The 19059-nt window shown below is 69.7% G+C and carries 18 protein-coding genes; 10 read left to right on the forward strand and 8 right to left on the reverse strand.

Annotated elements, in window-relative coordinates:
* Positions 1 to 101 precede the first annotated feature (101 nt).
* Positions 102 to 671 carry a permease-like cell division protein FtsX gene (locus O2L52_RS20595; protein WP_270117883.1) on the reverse strand — a complete coding sequence of 190 codons (570 nt, stop codon included), beginning with the start codon at positions 669 to 671 and terminating at the stop codon, positions 102 to 104.
* Between the two features lie 97 nt (positions 672 to 768).
* Here O2L52_RS20595 and O2L52_RS20600 point away from each other — a divergent pair, with 97 nt between their 5' ends.
* Positions 769 to 1548, forward strand: coding sequence for an SDR family NAD(P)-dependent oxidoreductase (locus O2L52_RS20600; RefSeq protein ID WP_270117884.1), 780 nt, complete (start codon positions 769 to 771; stop codon positions 1546 to 1548).
* Positions 1549 to 1655: 107 nt separating this feature from the next.
* Positions 1656 to 2861: a sulfotransferase family protein gene (locus O2L52_RS20605; RefSeq protein ID WP_270117885.1), complete on the forward strand. Its 1206-nt coding sequence runs from the start codon at positions 1656 to 1658 to the stop codon at positions 2859 to 2861.
* 70 nt (positions 2862 to 2931) lie between these two features.
* On the opposite strand, the gene O2L52_RS20610 is transcribed toward O2L52_RS20605, so the two are convergent.
* Positions 2932 to 3225 (reverse strand): hypothetical protein, encoded by a 294-nt coding sequence (locus tag O2L52_RS20610; RefSeq protein ID WP_270117886.1) that lies wholly within the window; start codon positions 3223 to 3225, stop codon positions 2932 to 2934.
* 266 nt (positions 3226 to 3491) lie between these two features.
* Between O2L52_RS20610 and O2L52_RS20615 the strand changes: the two genes are divergently transcribed.
* Entirely contained in the window at positions 3492 to 4238 is a 747-nt protein-coding gene (locus O2L52_RS20615; RefSeq protein ID WP_270117888.1) for an SAM-dependent methyltransferase, read from the forward strand.
* A 119-nt stretch (positions 4239 to 4357) separates the two neighbouring features.
* Entirely contained in the window at positions 4358 to 5197 is an 840-nt protein-coding gene (locus O2L52_RS20620; protein ID WP_270117889.1) for an alpha/beta fold hydrolase, read from the forward strand.
* Between the two features lie 212 nt (positions 5198 to 5409).
* On the opposite strand, the gene O2L52_RS20625 is transcribed toward O2L52_RS20620, so the two are convergent.
* Genes O2L52_RS20625 through O2L52_RS20640 form a run of 4 tightly spaced genes read right to left on the reverse strand, consistent with a single transcriptional unit; the run spans position 5410 to position 8502 of the window.
* Complete coding sequence (locus O2L52_RS20625; RefSeq protein WP_270117891.1) at positions 5410 to 6312, reverse strand: ABC transporter substrate-binding protein; 903 nt, start codon at positions 6310 to 6312, stop codon at positions 5410 to 5412.
* Positions 6309 to 7028 (reverse strand): ABC transporter permease, encoded by a 720-nt coding sequence (locus tag O2L52_RS20630; protein WP_270117892.1) that lies wholly within the window; start codon positions 7026 to 7028, stop codon positions 6309 to 6311. Before O2L52_RS20630 ends, O2L52_RS20625 begins: the two co-directional genes overlap by 4 nt.
* On the reverse strand, positions 7025 to 7693 hold the full coding sequence (locus O2L52_RS20635; protein ID WP_270117893.1) for an ABC transporter permease: 669 nt from the start codon (positions 7691 to 7693) through the stop codon (positions 7025 to 7027). The genes O2L52_RS20630 and O2L52_RS20635 overlap by 4 nt, the downstream gene beginning before the upstream one ends.
* Entirely contained in the window at positions 7690 to 8502 is an 813-nt protein-coding gene (locus tag O2L52_RS20640) for an ABC transporter ATP-binding protein (protein ID WP_270117894.1), read from the reverse strand. Before O2L52_RS20640 ends, O2L52_RS20635 begins: the two co-directional genes overlap by 4 nt.
* Positions 8503 to 8758: 256 nt before the next feature.
* Between O2L52_RS20640 and O2L52_RS20645 the strand changes: the two genes are divergently transcribed.
* Both O2L52_RS20645 and O2L52_RS20650 read left to right on the forward strand, forming a co-directional pair.
* Complete coding sequence (locus O2L52_RS20645; protein WP_270117896.1) at positions 8759 to 9577, forward strand: NmrA family NAD(P)-binding protein; 819 nt, start codon at positions 8759 to 8761, stop codon at positions 9575 to 9577.
* A gap of 146 nt (positions 9578 to 9723) precedes the next feature.
* Positions 9724 to 11670, forward strand: coding sequence for a potassium transporter Kup (locus O2L52_RS20650; protein WP_270117898.1), 1947 nt, complete (start codon positions 9724 to 9726; stop codon positions 11668 to 11670).
* Positions 11671 to 11718: 48 nt separating this feature from the next.
* On the opposite strand, the gene O2L52_RS20655 is transcribed toward O2L52_RS20650, so the two are convergent.
* Positions 11719 to 12585: an SDR family oxidoreductase gene (locus tag O2L52_RS20655; RefSeq protein WP_270117899.1), complete on the reverse strand. Its 867-nt coding sequence runs from the start codon at positions 12583 to 12585 to the stop codon at positions 11719 to 11721.
* A 97-nt stretch (positions 12586 to 12682) separates the two neighbouring features.
* Here O2L52_RS20655 and O2L52_RS20660 point away from each other — a divergent pair, with 97 nt between their 5' ends.
* From O2L52_RS20660 to O2L52_RS20675, 4 genes are all read left to right on the forward strand, one after another.
* On the forward strand, positions 12683 to 13075 hold the full coding sequence (locus O2L52_RS20660; protein WP_270117900.1) for a winged helix-turn-helix transcriptional regulator: 393 nt from the start codon (positions 12683 to 12685) through the stop codon (positions 13073 to 13075).
* A 61-nt stretch (positions 13076 to 13136) separates the two neighbouring features.
* Positions 13137 to 14255, forward strand: coding sequence for a PP2C family protein-serine/threonine phosphatase (locus tag O2L52_RS20665; protein ID WP_270117902.1), 1119 nt, complete (start codon positions 13137 to 13139; stop codon positions 14253 to 14255).
* Between the two features lie 329 nt (positions 14256 to 14584).
* Positions 14585 to 17533 (forward strand): RICIN domain-containing protein, encoded by a 2949-nt coding sequence (locus tag O2L52_RS20670; protein ID WP_270117904.1) that lies wholly within the window; start codon positions 14585 to 14587, stop codon positions 17531 to 17533.
* Between the two features lie 391 nt (positions 17534 to 17924).
* Entirely contained in the window at positions 17925 to 18518 is a 594-nt protein-coding gene (locus tag O2L52_RS20675) for a 3'-5' exonuclease (protein WP_270117905.1), read from the forward strand.
* 6 nt (positions 18519 to 18524) lie between these two features.
* On the opposite strand, the gene O2L52_RS20680 is transcribed toward O2L52_RS20675, so the two are convergent.
* Positions 18525 to 19028, reverse strand: coding sequence for an RDD family protein (locus O2L52_RS20680; RefSeq protein WP_270117906.1), 504 nt, complete (start codon positions 19026 to 19028; stop codon positions 18525 to 18527).
* Positions 19029 to 19059: the final 31 nt, after the last annotated feature.

Raw genomic sequence — 19059 nt, forward strand, 5'->3', positions numbered from 1 at the left:
GCCGGTCGGACAAGGTGGAGTCCGACCGGCCTCACCTCTGCCCGGGGCACGGTGACCGCAGTGACTGCGCCTGCAGGGTGCGGGCGAGTTCCGAGTAATCCTCAGAAGCCTACGCGAAACTGCTCACATGCCTGCTCTATCTCAACGAGAATAGACTCAGTGTCGCCCTCGGCAGGACTGACTCCCTTTTCCTCGAAAGCAATGCAGGCCGGCTCGTAGCGCCGATAGAGCTCCATGAGGTCGGTGATCTGGTACACACCCTCTGCCTCCTCGAATTCTTGAATGAATTCTTCAGACCGGTCGCCGTCGGTCAGTTTGACGCGGAAGGCGGATGGCAGCGTTTCGGCGTCGACCCTGTCCACAAGGTCGGGCTGGCTTTCGAAGGTGTCCTTGAATCTCTCATAGGCTTCTGCCTGGGACTCGAACTGGACCTGCTCGGCCAGCGGGTGTTCTTGGAGCTCAGACTCAATCTGCTCCAGGACGTCGTCTTCGATGTCGCGATCAAGATAGATGATCACATGGTGCTCGCCGGGAAACTCATAGGTCGCAGCCTCTTCACCGCGAACCAGAAAGTACACGAGCGTCCCGGCAACCGCGACACCCACGCAAAGGGCCACAATCAAGAGCTTTCGGCCAAGGGGCATTCTCGCAGTACCGGAACTCGTAGACATGTCTAGAGAATACGGAGCAGTTGCATCTCCCGGGGTACAGCGAAGCCCTGCACCGCCCTCCGCTGAACGGGCCGCCGCACACCCTAGGGTTCGGGGCATGAGCGCACAGGAGTACCTCACCGCAATGTTCTCGTTGGAAGGCCGCGTCGCCCTGGTCACCGGCGGCAGCTCAGGCATCGGCAAGGCCATCGCGACAGCACTGGCCCGCGCTGGCGCGAGGGTCGTGATCGTGGCCCGTGGGCGGGAAGCATTGGCCGCCACCGTCAATGAGCTGGCCGACCAAAACTGCGAAGCGGCCTGGGTGAGCGCCGATCTCGGCAGCCGCGAGGGCATCCGCGCCGCCGGCGACGCTGCGGCCGAGGTCTTCGGCGAACCCGACATCCTCGTCAACTCCGCCGGGATCAACCTCCGCCCGCCGATGGGCGAGATCGACGAAGCGGTCTGGGACGCGACCATGACCGTGAACCTCGAAGCGCCGTTCCTGCTCGGCCAGCGCTTCGGACCGGGCATGGCCGCGCGCGGGTTCGGGCGGATCATCCACGTCACCTCCCAGCAGGCGCACCGCGCCTTCGTGCAGAGCGGTGCCTACGGAGTCTCCAAGGGCGCCTTGGAGTCCCTTGCCCGATCGCAGGCCGAGGCGTGGTCGCCGCACGGCGTCACCGTCAACACGCTCGTGCCGGGCTTCGTGCTGACGCCGCTGAACGAGCGGCTCGCCTCCGATCCGGAGCAGGTGGCGGCACTTGCAGCCCGCACGATGACCGGGCGAAACGGCCTCGCCGAGGACTTCGCGGGTGCGGCCGTGTTCCTGGCGAGCGGCGCCTCCGCGTACGTCACCGGTCAGTCGGTGTTCGTGGACGGCGGCCTGTCCGTCCACTAGTTCCGGTCGGCGGGAGCAGCGTCCGTGTACACCATGCACTACTACGAGTAGTCTGTGCGGACCAGCTGTCACCTTGCGAGCCTTGTGCTTCGAGAGGAACCCCCCAAATGAGCCGGACCACCGTCACCGCCGCTGTCGTGAACGCGATGCTGCGCCCTTCGTTCAAGGGCCGCAAGCGGCCCCTAGAGACCTGGCAGCGCACCGTCGCCGCCGTCGAGAAGTCGACCGGGTGGTCGACCGCCGGCGATGAGGAGTTCGTCGCCGAGATGGGCTTCCACCTGCAGTGCCTCGCCGAGGAGCCGCTGATGACGCCGCTCGGCTGGCAGTCGGGCGTCGAGGACGCCAAGGCGCGCTTGGAGAACCGCCTGCGCATCCGCCAGCGCCTCGTGGAGCACCCCGAGATCGCGGACGAGAAGATCGTGGACCCGGTGTTCGTGGTGGGGCTGCCGCGCACGGCGACCACGTTGGCGCACAAGATCCTCGCCGTTTCCGACGCGCATCGGGGCCCGCTGATGTGGGAGATGATGCGCACCGACGTCCCCGCGTACCGCGCTGAGGCCGAGCGGAGCATCCGGAGCCTTGAGGCCGGGACGCGGATGATGGTGAAGTTCGCGCCGTCGTGGGAGGTCATCCACCCGATGCGGGTGCGCTCGCCCGAGGAGTCGATGCTGATCCTGCCGCAGGGCCGGTTCCACCTGTTCCTGCGCGGGGCGCTGCCGCAGTACCGGAAGTGGCTGGACGAGCGCGACTGCACTGCCGACTACCTCTATCTGAAGCGGGCGCTGCAGGTGCTGCAGTTCCAGCGGGAGCCGAAGCGGTGGATGCTGAAGTACCCGGCGCATTTGAACGAGATGGACGTGATCAGGAAGGTGTTTCCGGACGCGACGTTCGTATGGACGCATCGGGACCCGACCACGGTGATGGGCTCGGTGTGTTCGCTGATGGAGACGTCGTGGTCGATGTACCAGCGGCGCATCGACTTCGAGGCGATCGGGCGGGTGGCGCTGAGCCTGCTGGTGGAGTCGGTGGAGAAGGGCCGGGCGGCGCGCCTGAAGCTGCCTATTGAAGCCATTGTGGACGTGCCGTACCACCGGCTGAGCTCGGACCCGGTGAACGAGGTCCCGAAGCTGTACAAGTCGATCGGCGCCGAGTGGACGGACAAGGACGCGGGGAACCTGGAGAGCGTGCTGGCGCGCCCGCAGAGCGACCGTCGCCACGAGTACTCGCTGTCGCGGTACGGGCTGTCGATCCAGGGCGTGGAGGACGCGTTCGGCGACTACACGCGTCTGTGCGGGACGCTGAACACTCGCTGAGCACGGCGTGAGGGGCGGGCGGGTCCGGTGTGGATCCGCCCGCCCCTCGCGGTTCGGTCAAGACACAGCGCTAGAGGCCGGTCTGGTTCCGGAAGTCCTCAACGGAGCCTTGCGCGCCGTCGACGTGGTCCTGCACTTGGCCTTGGGCGCCTTCGACGCCCTCCTGGAACTGGCCCTGCGCGCCTTCGACGCCTTCCTGGGCCTGGCCCTGCAGGTCTTCGGCGGTGCCGCCGACCTGTTCGCCGAGCTGGTCGACCGGTGCGTCAGTGACGCCGCCGATCATCTCCTCGGCCTTCTCCTTGGCGCCGTCTACGGCTCCGGAGAACATGTCCTTCAGTTCATTGAACTTGTCCGCAAAACCCATGGTGTACCCCCTTGTTCGCGTTGACCTGTCCAACTATAGGGGTTTGCACCGAAAAACCTAAATCCTCCGGCACGGGATGTCACAGCCCACTCCCAGCGGGGGGCGATTCCCTCTCGACACGATGCGAGCTCGCGTCGTAGACTGCTGCGGCATTCGCAGGCGAACGAGTTTTGGAGATGATTTTTTGAAGGTCCAGGCGCGTGCGGCGGGCTTCGGCCGGCCGCTTTCCGACACCGTCATGACTTCTTCGAAAGCAAAGGACCACAGTGGATCTCCCACTCACCTTCGTCATCGCCGAGAGCACGCACCGCATCCACAACCCGGTCGATAGCCGCAAGCTGGCCCAACTCGGCGAGGCACTGCGCCTCACCCCCGGCGCTCGGATGCTCGACCTCGCCAGCGGCTCGGGCGAGATGCTCTGCACCTGGGCCCACGACCACGGCATCAGCGGCACCGGCGTCGACATCAGCACCGCGTTCGTCGCACGGGCGCAGGCCCGCGCCGTCGAACTCGGTGTGGCCGACCGCTGCGAGTTCGTGCACGGCGACGCCGCCGCGCACGTCGCGAGCGAACCGGTCGACATCGCCGCGTGCATCGGCGCCACCTGGATCGGCGGCGGCACCGCCGGCACGGTCGCGCTCCTGGAGCAGAGCCTCCGTCCGGGCGGGCTGATGCTCATCGGCGAGTGCTACTGGCGCCAGGACCCGCCGGACGAGGCCACGCTCCACGGCTGCTACGCCGAGACCAAGGCCAGCTTCTTCGACCTGCCGGGCCTGGTCGAGCATTTCGACTCGCTCGACTACGACGTCGTCGAGATGGTCCTGGCCGACCAGGACAGCTGGGACCGGTACGCGGCAGCGCAGTGGCTGAACATCCGCACGTGGCTCGACGAGAACCCGGGCCACGAACTCGCCGACGAGATGCGGAACGTCCTGCGGACAGGGCGGGCGAACCATGTTCGCTACCAACGCGATTACCTCGGATGGGGCGTCTTCGCCCTCATGAAGCGGTAGCAGCGGCGGGCCCGGCACCGCGGTCGTTCGCCTTTCGAGGCAAGCGATCCACCGCGGTGCCGGGCCCTTTCGCGCCCGCTAGCGTAGGGCGGGACACCCATCGAGCGGAAGGGCCCCACATGCCCCACATCGATCTCTCCCTCGGCACGATCTCCTATGAGGACACCGGGTCGGGCCCGGCGGTCCTGCTCCTGCACGGACTCGTGCAGAACGCCACGGTCTGGCGCGAAGTCGCGGCCGATCTCGCCGCCGACCACCGCGTCATCGTCCCGACCCTCCCCTACGGCAGCCACGCGATCCCGCTGAAGCCCGACGCGGACCTCACGCCGCTCAGCACCGCGCACCTCATCGGCGAGTTCGCCGACGCGCTCGGCCTTCCGGAGGACACGGTCTTCGTCGAGAACGACGCCGGGCGCCTCCAGCAGCTCGCCGCCGAACGCCCGAAGCGTGTGGGCCGCATGGTCATCGCCGGGTGCGAGGCGTTCGACAACTACCCGCCCAAAGGCGGCGGCACGATGATGGCCGCCGCCGCGAAGCTCCCCGGCGGCATCCGCCTCCTCGCGCTGGCGCTCACGCCGCGCCCGCTGCGGCGCATCCCCGGGACCGGCTTCGCCGTCATGACGGCGAAGGGCGTGCCGCACGAACTCACCGACGGCTGGCTCAAGCCGCTGCGCACCGACGGCGCCGTGCGCGCCGACCTCGTCAAGTACCTCAACGGCACCCGGAAGACCGAGATGCTCGAAGCCTCGAGCAAACTCGCGGACTTCCCCAACCCCGCGCTCGTCGTGTGGGGCCGGCAGGACCGGATGATGCCGCCCGAGCACGGCCGTCTTCTCGCACAGCTCATCCCCGGTGCCGAGTACCTGGAACTCGACGACTGCGGGACCCTCATCCCGGTCGACCGGCCGCAGGCGCTCGCCGAGGCAGTGCGCCGGTTCGCCGCCGCCCACCCGGCCTGAACAGGCAATGCCGACCGCGCGAGGCGGGCCACCCGCGTCCGACCCGCGCACGAGACGCCGCCCACGCACGGCCGGACCGCGAAGCGCCGCCGCGCACCCGGCCTGAACGCCGAGCACCTTCCGCCGAGGCCGAGCGCGACGCCGCCTGCTCACGGCCTGAACGCTAAGAAACCGCCCCCGCCGATTCGGCGGGGGCGGCGATGTCGTTGCGGCTAACCGAGATCGGTCTCGGCGAGCCAGTCCTTCGCGATGGTCTCGGCCGGCAGCTCCTCGTTCACGCTGCGCGAGTTCAAGGCCAGCAGGTCCTCCGGCGTCATCGCCGCGCTCACGGCGTTGATGACGGCGGCGGCCTCGTCGTTCACGTTGTCGCTCGCGAGCGGCACCACGTGCGAGGCCAGGAACAGGCCCTTGGTGTCCTGCAGCGACACCAGGTCGTTCGCCTCGACCGACGGGTCGGCGGTGTAGATGATGGCGAGCTGGATGTCGCCGTCGTTCAGCGCCTGCACCGTGAGCGGGCCGCCGCCGTCCTCAATGGGCGTGAAGCCGACCTCGACGCCGTACGTGTCGAGCAGGCCCTGCGGGCCGTTCGGCCGGGTCTCGCCCTCGGAGTTGCCGCCCATCGTCATCGGGACGGTCACGTTCGCGAGGTCGTCGATCGTGGTCAGGCTCCACTCGTCGGCGAAGGCCCGCGTGACGGTGTACGAGTCCTGGTCCGTGGCCGGCGACTGGTCGAGCACCCGCAGGCCGTCAGGGGTGGCCCCCTGCAGCGCCGCGTACACGTCATCGCTCAGCCGCGCCTCGGTGTCGGGCTCCCAGTACTGCAGCAGCGGGCCCGTGTACTCGGGGAACAGGTCGATCGAGCCGCCCTCGATCTCCGGTAGGTAGGCCTCGCGCTGGCCGATGCGGAGCTGTTTGTCCACAGTGAACCCGGCGTCCTCGAGGGACTGGGCGTAGATCTCGGCGATGATCTCGCTCGAGTAGTAGTCCTGCGAGCCGATCACGATGGTGTCGCCGTCCGAATCACCGCTCGAGAGCGGGTCCCCGGACGAGCAGGCCGTGGCGGTCAGGACGGCCGCGAGCGCGACCGCGCCCAAGGCCTTGGTGCGGGTGTTCATACGAGTTCCTTCTCTTGGGGACTGTCGGGCGGGGCCACCGCGTCGTCGGGCCGGGCGGTCGCGGCGATGCGCCCGGCCGCCCGGCGCTGCGCGGCGGCGAAGAGGAGTTCGAGCACGAGGGCCAGCACGGCGACGAGGAGCGCTCCGGCGAGCATCTCGGCGTAGTCGCGGGATTTGAGGCCGGCGAAGAGGTAGCGGCCGAGGCCGAAGTCCGCGGTGTAGGCGGCGAGGGTGGCGGTGGCGACGACCTGGAGGGTGGCCGCGCGCAGGCCGCCGATGATCACCGGTGCGGCCAAGGGGATCTCGACTTGGAAGACGACTTGCCGGGGGCTCATGCCGATGGCCTTGGCGGCGCCGGTGGTGTCGGTGCTGACGTTCTGGACGCCCGCGTAGGCGCCGGCGAGGACGGACGGGACGGCGAGCACGATGAGCGCCAGGAGGGGCGCTTCGAGGCCGATGCCGAGGGCGAGGCCGAGGAGGGTGAGGAGGCCGAGGGTGGGGATGGCGCGGGCGGCCCCGGCGATGGCGCCGACGACGCCCGCGCCTTTGCGGGTGTGTCCGATGAGGACCCCGGTGGGGAGGGCGACGACCGCGGCGGCGGCGACCGCGGCGAAGGTGATGACGAGGTGCTGGAGGACGCGGGTGGGGATGCCGCCCGGGCCGGTCCAGTTCGCCGGGTCGGTGAGCCAGGCGAGCGCGTCGAGGAACAGGTTCATACGGCTTTCTCCTGCGGGAGGAGGCGTTCGTGGCTGGTGGCGGCCCACGGGGTGAGGAGGCGGCCGATGGCGATCAGGAGGCCGTCGAAGAGGAGGGCCAGGGCCATGGTGGCGATGACGCCGGTGGCGACTTCGGCGGGGATGCCGCGCTGGAAGCCGTCGGTGAGGAGGGTGCCGAGGCTGGGCACGCCGATGAGTGCGCCGATGGTGACGAGGCTGACCGTGGAGACGGCGACGACGCGGATGCCCGCGAGGAGCACCGGGAGGGCGAGGGGGAGGTCGACGCGCCAGAACACGCTGCGGGGCGAGTGGCCTACGGCGACTGCGGCTTCGCGGACGCGGGGGTCGACGGAGCCGAAGGCGTCGGCGGCGGTGCGCACGAGGAGGGCGACGCCGTAGACGGTGAGGGCGATGATCATGGTGGCGGGTGAGCGCAGGGGGATGCCGAAGATCACGGGGATGATGATGAGCAGGGGCAGGGCGGGGATGGCGTAGAGGAGGCTTGCGGCGCCGAGGAGGGGGCCGCCGAGGCGGGGGCGCTGCTGCGCGAGGCGTCCGATGGGGACGGCGATGAGGACGCTGAGCAGGATCGCGGGGGCGCTGAGGAGCAGGTGGTCGCGGGTGAGTTCGAGGACCTGCGGCCAGTTCAGGGTGAGCCAGGTCAAGACGCGAGCACCCCCACGGGCCGTCCGGCGGCGTCGACGGCGATGGTGCGGCCGTCCACTTCGGTGGTGTGGAGTTCGCGTTCGGCGCGGTCGGCGCCCACGAAGTCGCGCACGAAGTCGTCGGCGGGGGCGCCGAGGATCTCGGCGGGGGTGCCGCGCTGGGCGATGACGCCGCCTTCGCGGAGGACGACGACCTCGTCGCCGAGGAGGAAGGCCTCGTCGATGTCGTGGGTGACGAACACGATGGTCTTGTGGAGCTCCGATTGGAGGCGAAGGAGCTCCTCTTGGAGCTCGCGGCGCATGATCGGGTCGACGGCGCCGAAGGGCTCGTCCATGAGCAGGATGTTCGGGTCGGCGGCGAGGGCGCGGGCGACGCCGACGCGCTGCTGCTGGCCGCCGGAGAGCTGGCCGGGGTAGCGGCGGCCGACCTTGGGGTCGAGGCCGACGCGTTCGAGCAGTTCGGTTGCGGCCGTGCGGGCCTGGCGTTTGGGGACGCCGTTGAGGACGGGCACGGTGGCGATGTTGTCGATGACGCTGCGGTGCGGGAGGAGGCCGCCGTGCTGGAGCACGTAGCCGATGGAGCGGCGCAGGGCGACGGGGTCGCGCTCGCGCACGTCCTCGCCGTCGATGAGGACGCGGCCGGAGGTGGGCTCGACCATGCGGTTCACGGTGCGCAGCAGGGTGGACTTGCCGGATCCGGAGGAGCCGACCAGCACCACGGTGGAGTGGGAGGGGACCACCAGGGAGAAATCGGCGACGGCCGCAGGATGGCCCGGATAGGTCTTCGACACCGTTTCGAACTCGATCACAGCGGCTTCCCTGGATGATATGGGCAAAGCGGTCACGCACAGTCTATACAACCGGGCGGCGCGCACATTCGTACTCGCAATCGAACTTTGACAGTCCTGAGTGTCCTGTCGGGGGCCGGACGGGCGCGGTCCTAGGACCTGCGGCGGACCCCGCCCGGGCCGCTGGTCCGATGGCGGAGCGCCCCGGCGCCCCTACCGTTGGCCGGGCCGCCTCAGGGACCGGATCCCGGTCCCGCTGAACCGAAAGGCCACTGCCATGACCATCCTCATCACCGGCGCCACCGGGAACGTCGGCCGACACCTCGTCCAGAACCTGCACGCCGCAGGTCATCCCGTACGCGCCCTCACCCGCGACCCGTCGCAGGCGGATCTCCCTGCGGGCGTTGACGTGCGGGCCGGGGACTTCACCGACTTCGCGAGCCTGGAGGCCGCTCTTGAAGGCGCCACCGCGCTGCACCTCCTCACCACGTTCGGAACCGGGAACACGACGGTCCCCGACAGCCGCGACCTGGTGGCCGCCGCCGTCAAGGCCGGAGTGCGGCGGGTGACCCTGCTCTGGAACGGCTACGCCGGGCCCGTCGAGGCCGCCGTGGAGGACTCCGCGCTCGCGTACACGCACCTGCGGCCCGGTGAGTTCATGTCGAACGCGCTCGGCTGGGCCGAGGCCGTCCGCACCGAAGGCGTCGTGCGCGAGGCGTACGGCGAGGTCGGGCACTCCCCCGTCGACGTGCGCGACATCGCCGACGTCGCCGCCCTCGCGCTCACCGAGGACGGCCACGCCGGGAAGGCCTACGTGCTCACCGGGCCCGAAGTGCTGACCGCGCCCCAGCAGGTCGCGCGCATCGCCGAGGCGATCGGCCGGGACGTGCGGTACGAGGCCGAGGACCGCGAAGGCGCGAAGCAGCGCATGCGCGCCATGGGGATCGAAGAGGAGGCCATCGACTACGTGCTCGACTGGCGGGCCGACCCGCCCGAGTTCGCCAGCCAGGTCTTCCCCACCGTCGCCGAGGTCACCGGCCGGCCCGCGCGGACCTTCGCCGCATGGGCCCGCGACCACGCCGGCGCCTTCCAGTAGCGGCCGGCCCCGTCCCGGGGCCGATCCGCAGGTCACACCGTGTTCCGGATTACTCCGGTCGGTGGCCGGGAACCCGTTTCGCGCGGTATCGTCCACCGGTCGGACCGGGACACGGGGTGTCCGGTCCTGGATAAGGAGTGACCGTCGTGACCGCCCAGTCCGAGGCAGCAGCGCCCGACCCGGGGCCCGCGCCCACCGTCCGCGGCACACTGCGGCTCGCCCTCGTCGTGGGCGCCCTCGGCGTCGTCTTCGGCGACATCGGCACCAGCCCGATCTACGCCCTCCAGACCCTCTTCAACCCCGCCGACCCCCACCCCGTCCCGATCGACGACAACAACGTGTACGGCCTCGTCTCCGTCATCTTCTGGTCGCTGATGATCGTCGTGACGATCTTCTACGTATCGCTCGCCATGCGCGCCGACAACGACGGCGAAGGCGGCATCATGGCCCTCATCACCCTGCTGCGCCGCCACCGCACCGGCCGCAGCCGCAGGACCACGCTCCTGCTCGCCGCCTTCGGCATCTTCGGCGCGGCGCTCTTCCTCGGCGACAGCATGATCACCCCCGCGATCTCCGTGCTCTCGGCCGTGGAAGGCCTCAAGGTCATCGACCCGCGCTTCGACGTCTGGGTCATCCCCATCACCGCCGTCATCATCGTCCTGCTCTTCGGCTTCCAGCGCAAAGGCACCGCCACCATCGGCCGGCTCTTCGGGCCCGTGATGATCGCCTGGTTCCTCACCCTCGCCGTGCTCGGCATCGGCGGGATCAGCACCCACCCCGAGATCCTCCGCGCCCTCTCCCCCACCTACGCCGTCGCGTTCCTGTTCGGCCACTTCCACATCGCGTTCTTCGCCCTCGCCGCCGTCGTCCTCACCTTCACCGGCGCCGAAGCCCTCTACGCCGACATGGGCCACTTCGGGCGCCGCAACATCACCACCGGCTGGATCCTCCTGGTCTTCCCCGCACTCCTGCTCAACTACATGGGCCAGGGCGCGATGATCCTCCAGAGCCCCGCCAACGTGAGCGGCCCGTTCTTCCTCCTCGCCCCCGAATGGGGCCGCATCCCGCTCACCGTGCTCGCCACCGCCGCCACCGTGATCGCCTCGCAGGCCGTCATCACCGGCGCGTACTCCGTCGCCTCCCAGGCCTCGAAACTCGGATACCTGCCGCGCCTGCGCATCAGCCACACCTCCGAGCACGAGATCGGCCAGATCTACGTGCCCTGGATCAACTGGATGCTCATGGTCTCCGTGCTCACCCTGGTGTTCGCGTTCCGCAGCTCCGCGTCCCTCGCGTACGCGTACGGCATGGCCGTCATCGGCACCATCACCATCGTCACCGTCCTGTACTGCTATGTCGCCCGCAGACTCTGGAACGCGCCCCGCTGGCTCGTCCTCACCGGCGGCGGCCTGCTCCTCGCCTTCGACCTGCTGTTCCTCGCCGCCAACACCACCAAGCTCGTCCACGGCGCGTGGCTGCCGCTCGTCATCGGCATCACCGCGTTCACCGTCATGGTCACCTGGCAGCGCGGCCGCGAGATCGTCACCGCCGAACGCCTCCGCCGTGAAGGCCCCCTCGACGAGTTCCTCTCCCGCCTCCAGCAGGGCGAACCCAAGGTCGCGCAAGTCCCCGGCACCGCCGTGTTCCTCAACCGCGGCACCATCACCGCGCCGCTCGCCATGCGCGCCAACATGGAACGCAACCACGTGCGCCACGCCAAGATCGTGGTCATGTCGGTCGAGACCGAGCCCGTGCCGCGCGTCCCCGACGCCGAACGCGTGATCGTGCGCTGCCTCGGCGCCGCCGACGAGGGCATCGTCCACGTCACCGCCCGCTTCGGCTACATGGAGCCCCAGGACGTGCCCGCCGCGCTCCGCCTCGCCAAGGAGCAGACCGCCGGCCGCGGCCTCAAACTGCGCGACACCACGTACTTCCTCTCCACCATCCAGCTGCGCGGCGGCCCCGAACCGACCATGGCCTCTTGGCGCAAGCGCCTGTTCATCGCCACCGCCCACATCACCGCCGACGCCGCCGACCACTTCAAACTGCCGCGCGACCGCACCGTCATCATCGGCTCCCAGATCGAGGTCTGAGCACGCGAAACGGCCCGCAGGTCCCCCTGCGGGCCGTTGTCCGATGCTTTATGCCCGAGCGGCCTGGAGGCCCTCGGTGATCGAGTGCGCGATCGGGGTCGTCGGACGCCCGATGAGCTTCGCCAGGTCACCGGTCTGCACGGCCAGCAGGCCGCGCGAGATCGCGTCCTCCACACCGACGAGGATCGCCGCGAACGGGTCGGGAACGCCCGCGCCGACCAGGATCTCCCGGTGCTGCTCGCCCGGGACCCGGTTCACCGGGACCTCCTGGCCGAGCTGGCGCGAGATCTCCGCCGCGTACTCGTCGTGGGTCCACGCGTCGTCGCCGCTGAGCTCGTACTCGCGGTTCTCGTGGCCCTCGGTGGTGAGCACCGCGACCGCGGCCGCCGCGAAGTCGGCGCGGGTCGCGCTCGCGATCTTCGAACCGGCGGCCGTGCTGGTCAGGACCCCGCCGTTGGCGATGACCTGGCCCAGGGCGGCGGTGTAGTTCTCGTGGTACCAGCCGTTGCGCAGCAGCACGTAGGGCAGGCCCGAGTCGATCAGGTACCGCTCGGTGACCTGGTGCTCGCGGGCGAGCTCGAAGTCGGCGGCCGGGCCGCCGAGGATGCTGGTGTAGCCCAGGAGCGCGACGTTCGCGTGCTTGGCCGCGTCGATGACCGCCTTGTGCTGCGGCACACGCTGGCCGACCTCGCTGCCGGAGATGAGCAGGACCTTCTCGCCCTCGTGGAAGGCGTCGGCGAGGGTGGCCGGGTCGTCGTAGTCGGCCACGCGGACCTCGACGCCGAGCTCGCCGAAGCGGGCGGCCTTGGCGGCGTCGCGCACGACGACCGCGATCTGCTCTACGGGGACCTCGTTGACGAGGCCTTCGACGACGAGCTGGCCCAGTTGGCCGGTGGCACCGGTGACGACGATCATTTGCTGCTCCTTCGACTGGCTGATGCGTCTACCATTGCACTTACGAAAGGAAAGCACAATCATTTGGAAAGTACTGTTGCGGAGGTAACATCGCTTCATGAGCACCCAGCCCACCGAATTCGCGCCCTGCTTCGAAGTGCAGGCCGCCGGCTGCGAGTCGCGAGTCATCCTCGACCACATCACCGGTCGCTGGGGCACGCTCATCCTGCTGGCGCTGCACGACGGCCCGATGCGCTTCAGCCAGATCCGGCGGGCCGTCGAGGGCATCAATGAGAAGGCCCTCGCGCAGAGCCTCAAGCACTTCGAGCGCGACGGCATCGTCGACCGCCTCGCCCCCGAGGACGGCTACCCCTCGCGCGTCGAGTACCGGCTCACCGAGACCGGCGCCGGACTCGAGCAGCGGCTGCGCGACCTCGTGGTGCACCTGTACGAGGAGATGCCCAAGGTCCTCGACTCCCACGCCGCTTTCGACGCGCGCCGCGCGTCCTAATTCTTCACTCGACCTGTTCGAAATCGCAGGTGGTGGACCCCGGCCGTCCTAAACTCGGGCGATGGGGTTGCGGGTCTCAGGTTCGATCCGACTGCAGCCGGGCACGGCGATACCGCTGTGGGTCCGGCTGCTGCCCCTCGGAGCCCTGCTCGCCGCCTCGGCGTTCCAGCTCTTCCGGCCCGACCCGCTCCACGCGGGCATCGCGATGGCCATCGTCCCCGTGCTCGCGGCGTTCGTCCTCGGTCCGGTGTGGACCGCGGCCATCGCCGCGCTCGCCCTGGGCGTGGTCGCCGCGCCGGTGCCGTTCTCGCGGCGCTTCGACGGCGACGACATCGTCGTGGTCGCGATCGTGTTCGCCACGGCCATCGGCATCTCCTGGATCCGCCAGCGCTACGAGGCGGGGCTGGTGACCATGCTCAGCGTCTCCGACGCCGCGCAGCACGCGATCCTGCCGGACCTCTCGCGGCGGGTCGGCGACCTGGCGTGCACCGGGCTCTACCACTCGTCCCAGCAGGGCGCGATCATCGGCGGCGACTTCTTCGACGTGCGGCCCAGCCCCTTCGGGACCCGGCTGATCCTCGGCGACGTGCAGGGCCACGGCCTCGAAGCGGTCGGAACGGCCTCGATGCTGCTCTCGGTGTTCCACGAAGCGATCCTCGACGAGGAGGAGCTCGGCGGGGTGGCGTGGCGGCTGGAGCGGCGGCTGCTGGACGACGCGGCGCACGGGTACGTGCCGGAGGTGTTCGCCTCAGTGCTGCTGGCGGAGTTCGCGGAAGACAGCGGCGACGTGCGGCTGCTGTCGTGCGGGCATCCGCCGCCGCTGATCCTGCGGGGCGAGCGGGTCGAGGAGATCGACCTGAAGCCGTCGCCGGTGCTGGGATTGCGGCTCGCCGCGCCGATCCGGCCGGGCTCGGCGATGGCGGTGCCGTTCGGCGAGGACGAGACGCTGCTGGCGTTCTCGGACGGGCTGGTCGAGGCGCGCGACGCGGACGGGGACTACTACCCGCTCGCGAGCCACCTGAAAGGCCTGATGGTGCCGTCGCCGCGGCGGCTGGTCGAGTTCGTGTGGGACGACGTCTCGCGGTTCGCGACCCGGATGGACGACGATGTGAGCATCCTGGCGGTCATGAGGATCGGGCGGGACCAGGCCGCGGAGGCGGCCGAGGCCGAGGCGGTCTGACGGCGGCGAGGCGACGCCGGCGGGAACGGCGGCGGATCGGAAGCGGTGCGACGACGCCGGGCGGGCGGCGGATCGCCTGCGGGAGGCGGCCGGGGTGGAGGCTTGCGGGACGTGGCCGGGCGGGCGCTGAACGTGAGCGGAGGGTCTGCGCAAATCGGACTTCGATGGGCCCCCGGTATCAACCCTGACGTATGGGTACGACATTTTCCCGGCGGTGGAGCGATTCCAGGTCAGGGTTTTTCAATCCGTTAGACAAAGGGTGTTCACAAGCGTTGGATTTTGTGCAATATTCAAGTCACTCGATTGCACCCCCTTTGAAGGAGACAACGATGTCATCTCCCCGACCGAGGCGCAGGCGCCCACTGGCCGCGGCCGGTGCGGTAGGCCTCGCCGCCGTGATCACCGCGTCCGCCCTGCCGCTCATCAACGCGGGCGCCAGCGCCCAGGAGACCGAGGCGACCGACGTGCGCGTCACCCTCGACCCCTCCTACCGCGGCCAGGAGTTCGAAGGCTGGGGCACGAGCCTCGTCTGGTTCGCCAACGCCACCGGCGGCTACCCCGACGAGATCCGTAACCAGTTGGTGGACATGGTCTTCGGCGCCGAGGGCCTCAACCTCAACATCGCGCGGTACAACATCGGCGGCGGCAACGCCCCGAACATCGACAACGAGTACCTGCGCGGCGGCGCCTCCGCCGTCCCCGGTTACTGGGCCGCCCCCGACGGCACCACCCACGAGGACAAGGACTGGTGGGACCCCGAGAACCCCGAGCACTGGAACTGGGACGCGGACGCCAACCAGCGCTGGTGGATCGACCAGATCAAGGCGGACGTCACCCACTGGGAGGCGTTCTCCAACTCCCCGCCGTACTTCCAGACCGTCTCCGGTTACGCCTCCGGCGGGTTCGACGCGAACACCGACCAGATCCGCACCGAATCGGTCGACGAGTTCGCGACGTACCTGACCGAGGTCATGGCGCACCTCGAGGCCGAGCACGGCATCGAGTTCGACACCGTGGACCCGCTCAACGAGCCCAACACGAACTACTGGGGCACCCAGCTCGGCGCGGACGGCGTGCAGCCGACCGGCGGCGGCCAGGAGGGCGCGCACGCCGGGCCCGAGCTGCAGCAGCTGGTCATCAACGCGCTCGCGGCGCAGCTCTCGGAGTCCGAACTGGACACCGTGATCTCGGCGATGGACGAGACCAACCCGGGCAAGTTCACGACGAACTGGAACGCCTACACCGAGGAGTCCCGGGCGAACGTCGAGCAGATGAACGTCCACACCTACGGCACCGGCGGGCGCACCGGCGTCCGCGACCTCGCCAAGGGCAGCGACAAGCCGCTGTGGATGAGCGAGGTCGGCGGCGCCTGGACCGACGGCCAGGACTACACCTCCATGGAGAACGGCCTGGGCATGGCCACCCGCATCACCGACGACCTGCGCGAGCTGGAGCCGTCGGCGTGGGTGCTGTGGCAGCCGATCGAGGACAAGAACCTGGGCCACAGCTGGGGCTCGATCCAGCTGCCGTTCGACTGCACGGCCGAGGACACCCTCGAGACCTGCGGGATCGAGACCAACACGAAGTACCACACGATCCGGAACTTCACGCACTACATCGAGCCGGGCGACTTCATCATCGGCACCGACGACACCTCGACCACAGCGGCGGTCAAGGCCGACGGCAGCGGCGCGAGCGTCGTCTACACGAACAACGCCGAAGGCGCCGTCAACGTCACGCTCGACCTGTCCAAATTCGACTCGGTCAAGCGCGGCGCCACGGTGACCCCGGTGGTCACCAGCGCCGACGGCGCACTCGTCGAGGGCGAGCCGGTGCGGGTGCGCGGCGACGCCGCGACCCTCACCGTCCCGGGCAAGTCCGTGACCACGTTCATCGTCGAGGGCGTCTCGGGCGTCGATGACGACGCGGCCATGGTGCAGGACGACCACGTATACCGGTTCGACGGCGTGCAGAGCGGCAAGTCGCTCGCGCCGTCCGAGGACGGCACGGGCATCGTGCTCAAGACCGACGACGCGTCCAGCGCCGCGCAGCTGTGGGAGGTCGAGCGGCTGACCGACGGCTACTCCAACCGCGAGCTGCACTCGATCACGAACGCCGCCAACGGGACCCGCTTGGCGGTGTCCGATGAGGGCCTGGCGGTGCTCGAGGAGGCCGAGGACGATCCGTCCGAGGCCGCGCAGTGGTACCTGTCGACGACGGGCGACGGCACGTACGTGCCGGTGAACAAGGCGACGGGCCTGGTGCTCGACGTGTGGGGCGAGGCGACCGCCGACGGTTCGCCGGTCCAGACGTACACGCCGACCGCAGCGAGCAACCAGCGCTGGGCGGTGACCGATGAGACCGTGCTCGACGCGGCCTCGATCGAGGCGTACACGGTGCCGGGCTTCGTGCCTGAGCTGCCCGCAACGGTGCCCGGCGTGTACCGGGACGGCGAGCGCGGGGCGCTGCCCGTGACGTGGAGGATGCCGAACGAGTCCAAATGGGACAAGACCGGTACGGTGACCGTGAAGGGCACGGCGACGGACCCGCTCGGGAACACGTTCCGCGCCAAGGCGGTCGTCAGCGTCGACACGTTCAGCGAGACGGCCACGGCCGCGGCGAAGACGTACCCGGGCTTCACCCCTGACCTGCCGGTAACGGTGATCGCCTTGGGCGACAGGGGTACCGAGGCCGCGGTGCCGGTGGTGTGGGAGGCGGCGCCCGAGGGGGCGTTCGACGACTACGGCACCGTGACGCTGGCGGGCACCGCGACGCTCCTCGACGGGACGGAGCTGCCGGCCCTCATCGAGGTCGAGGTGACCGACCCGATCGAGGTCAATGTGGCCGTGAACGACGGTGTGACGACCTCGGCGACGTACACGGAGCCGGGCTATTCGACTGAGGCCCTGCGCAACGGGAACCTGACGGACAAGGCCTGGTCGAACTGGAAGTCGGGCCCGTTCAATACCGAGGAGACCATCACGGTCACGCTGCCGGAGGCGCGCGACGTGACCCGCGTGGTCTCGCACTTCTGGAGCGACGGCGGGCGCAACAGCTACGCGGACACGCTCCAGGTGCAGTACCTGGACGCGGAGGGCGTGTGGCAGAACGCGGGCGGCGTCGTGGACGTGCCGACCGGTGAAGCGCCGATCATCGACGTCGAGGTGAACGCCGAGGCTTCGGCGGTCCGCGTCGCCATGACCGCCGGGTCCGGCGGCACGGTCGGCTGGATCATCCTCAGCGAGATCGAGGTGTACGCGAAGGCCCCGGCCGTTTAGGACGGCGGTCGGATCCGCAGAAGCGAGTGCATGAGGCCCTTGCCGCCGTTCGGCGGCAAGGGCCTTCGGCTTGCGCGGCGGCGCGCCGCCGCGCGGCGATAGGGCATGCCCCTTCCCACCCGCATCCACCTCCGACCAACCGAAGAAATGAGACGACTCTCCCACACGGGTCAGACATTCCACTCAATACGAGTTCTCCTCGCCACTTCGCGGCGCCGAGCGAGCGCCACCCGGAACCGCCGCACTTACACGCCGGGCGGGCGCCACCCGATACCGCCACGCTCAACGCTGCGCGGGCGCCGCCCGGAACCGGCTCGCTCACACGCCGAGCGAGCGCCACCCGGAACTGGCGATGCTGCTAACCTTCGGGCTCTTTGCGGAAGGGCGGCAGATGGACTCTTGGGTGGCGATCGACTTCGAGACCGCCAACGGCAGCAGGGCCAGCGCCTGCTCGGTGGCGGTGGCGCGGGTCAAGGGCGAGGAGGTCGTCGACCGGTTCGCGACCCTCATCCGGCCCCCGGCCGGCCACGGCCGGTTTGAGTACCGCAATACCCAGATCCACGGCATCCAGGCGTCCGATGTGGTCAGTGCGCCCGGCTGGCGGCAGGTGTGGTCGCGCCTGGACGAGTTCGTCGGCGACGACCCGCTGGTGGCGCACAACGCCTCCTTCGACACCTCGGTCATCCGGGCCGCGAACACCGCCGCCGGCATTCCCTGGCCCGCGATGCGCTACGCCTGCACCATGGTCATCGCGAAACAGACCTGGCCGATGCCCTCGTACCGGCTGCCCGACGTGGCCGCCGCCGCGGGCGTGAACCTCGCCCGCCACCACGAGGCGGCGTCGGACACGCTCGCCGCCGCGGGCATCCTCGTCGCCCAGCAGCGCGCGCACGGCGTCGACTCGATCGACGGGCTCATGAACTCGGCCCGGGTCTCGTGGGGCCGGATCTACGACGGCGGGTACGACACCTGCCGACGCAGGTGAACCCGGTCAGACCTGCGAGGCGTCCCGCGGCGTGAGCGGGTACCCCTGCTCTTGGAGGCGGCGGGTGCGCGCCACGTCGATGCTGGTCCGCGGCAGCTCGCCGCCCGGGCCGAGACCGCCGCCGAGCACCACACCGGCGATCAGGAGCGGCAGCAGGATGGTGCGCACCAGCATGGCCCACGGGCCTTTCGCGCCGATCCGGCCGCCGTCGCGCGTCCGCACCAGCCGGGTCCCGGTGCACACGGCGCCGAGCGCGCGGCCGTCGCGGTACCAGAGGCCGTAGACGAGCGGCGTGGCGAACAGCAGGACGAGCGCGATGATCACGGCTCCCCCGTCGCTGATCTGCTCCGCCTCCGGCCGGGACTGGTCGACCACCACGAAGGCGACGAAGGCGAACGCGAAGCCGAGCACGAACACCACGAAGTCGATCAGCCAGGTGAACATCAGCGCCCATCCGCCGGCGGGTACGTACGGAGTGCCATTGCCGAACGTCTGGATCTTCGAAGCCATGGCACGCAGACTAGCGCTCCGATGCGCCGGT

This window comes from Glycomyces algeriensis (assembly GCF_027622855.1).
GTDB classification, from domain to species: Bacteria; Actinomycetota; Actinomycetes; order Mycobacteriales; family Micromonosporaceae; genus Glycomyces; species Glycomyces algeriensis.

Coding starts and splice junctions, on each gene's coding strand:
- O2L52_RS20595 (WP_270117883.1), bottom strand. CDS start 671: ATGTCTACGAGTTCCGGTACTGCGAGAATGCCCCTTGGCCGAAAGCTC.
- O2L52_RS20600 (WP_270117884.1), top strand. CDS start 769: ATGAGCGCACAGGAGTACCTCACCGCAATGTTCTCGTTGGAAGGCCGC.
- O2L52_RS20605 (WP_270117885.1), top strand. CDS start 1,656: ATGAGCCGGACCACCGTCACCGCCGCTGTCGTGAACGCGATGCTGCGC.
- O2L52_RS20610 (WP_270117886.1), bottom strand. CDS start 3,225: ATGGGTTTTGCGGACAAGTTCAATGAACTGAAGGACATGTTCTCCGGA.
- O2L52_RS20620 (WP_270117889.1), top strand. CDS start 4,358: ATGCCCCACATCGATCTCTCCCTCGGCACGATCTCCTATGAGGACACC.
- O2L52_RS20625 (WP_270117891.1), bottom strand. CDS start 6,312: ATGAACACCCGCACCAAGGCCTTGGGCGCGGTCGCGCTCGCGGCCGTC.
- O2L52_RS20630 (WP_270117892.1), bottom strand. CDS start 7,028: ATGAACCTGTTCCTCGACGCGCTCGCCTGGCTCACCGACCCGGCGAAC.
- O2L52_RS20645 (WP_270117896.1), top strand. CDS start 8,759: ATGACCATCCTCATCACCGGCGCCACCGGGAACGTCGGCCGACACCTC.
- O2L52_RS20655 (WP_270117899.1), bottom strand. CDS start 12,585: ATGATCGTCGTCACCGGTGCCACCGGCCAACTGGGCCAGCTCGTCGTC.
- O2L52_RS20660 (WP_270117900.1), top strand. CDS start 12,683: ATGAGCACCCAGCCCACCGAATTCGCGCCCTGCTTCGAAGTGCAGGCC.
- O2L52_RS20665 (WP_270117902.1), top strand. CDS start 13,137: ATGGGGTTGCGGGTCTCAGGTTCGATCCGACTGCAGCCGGGCACGGCG.
- O2L52_RS20670 (WP_270117904.1), top strand. CDS start 14,585: ATGTCATCTCCCCGACCGAGGCGCAGGCGCCCACTGGCCGCGGCCGGT.
- O2L52_RS20675 (WP_270117905.1), top strand. CDS start 17,925: ATGGACTCTTGGGTGGCGATCGACTTCGAGACCGCCAACGGCAGCAGG.
- O2L52_RS20680 (WP_270117906.1), bottom strand. CDS start 19,028: ATGGCTTCGAAGATCCAGACGTTCGGCAATGGCACTCCGTACGTACCC.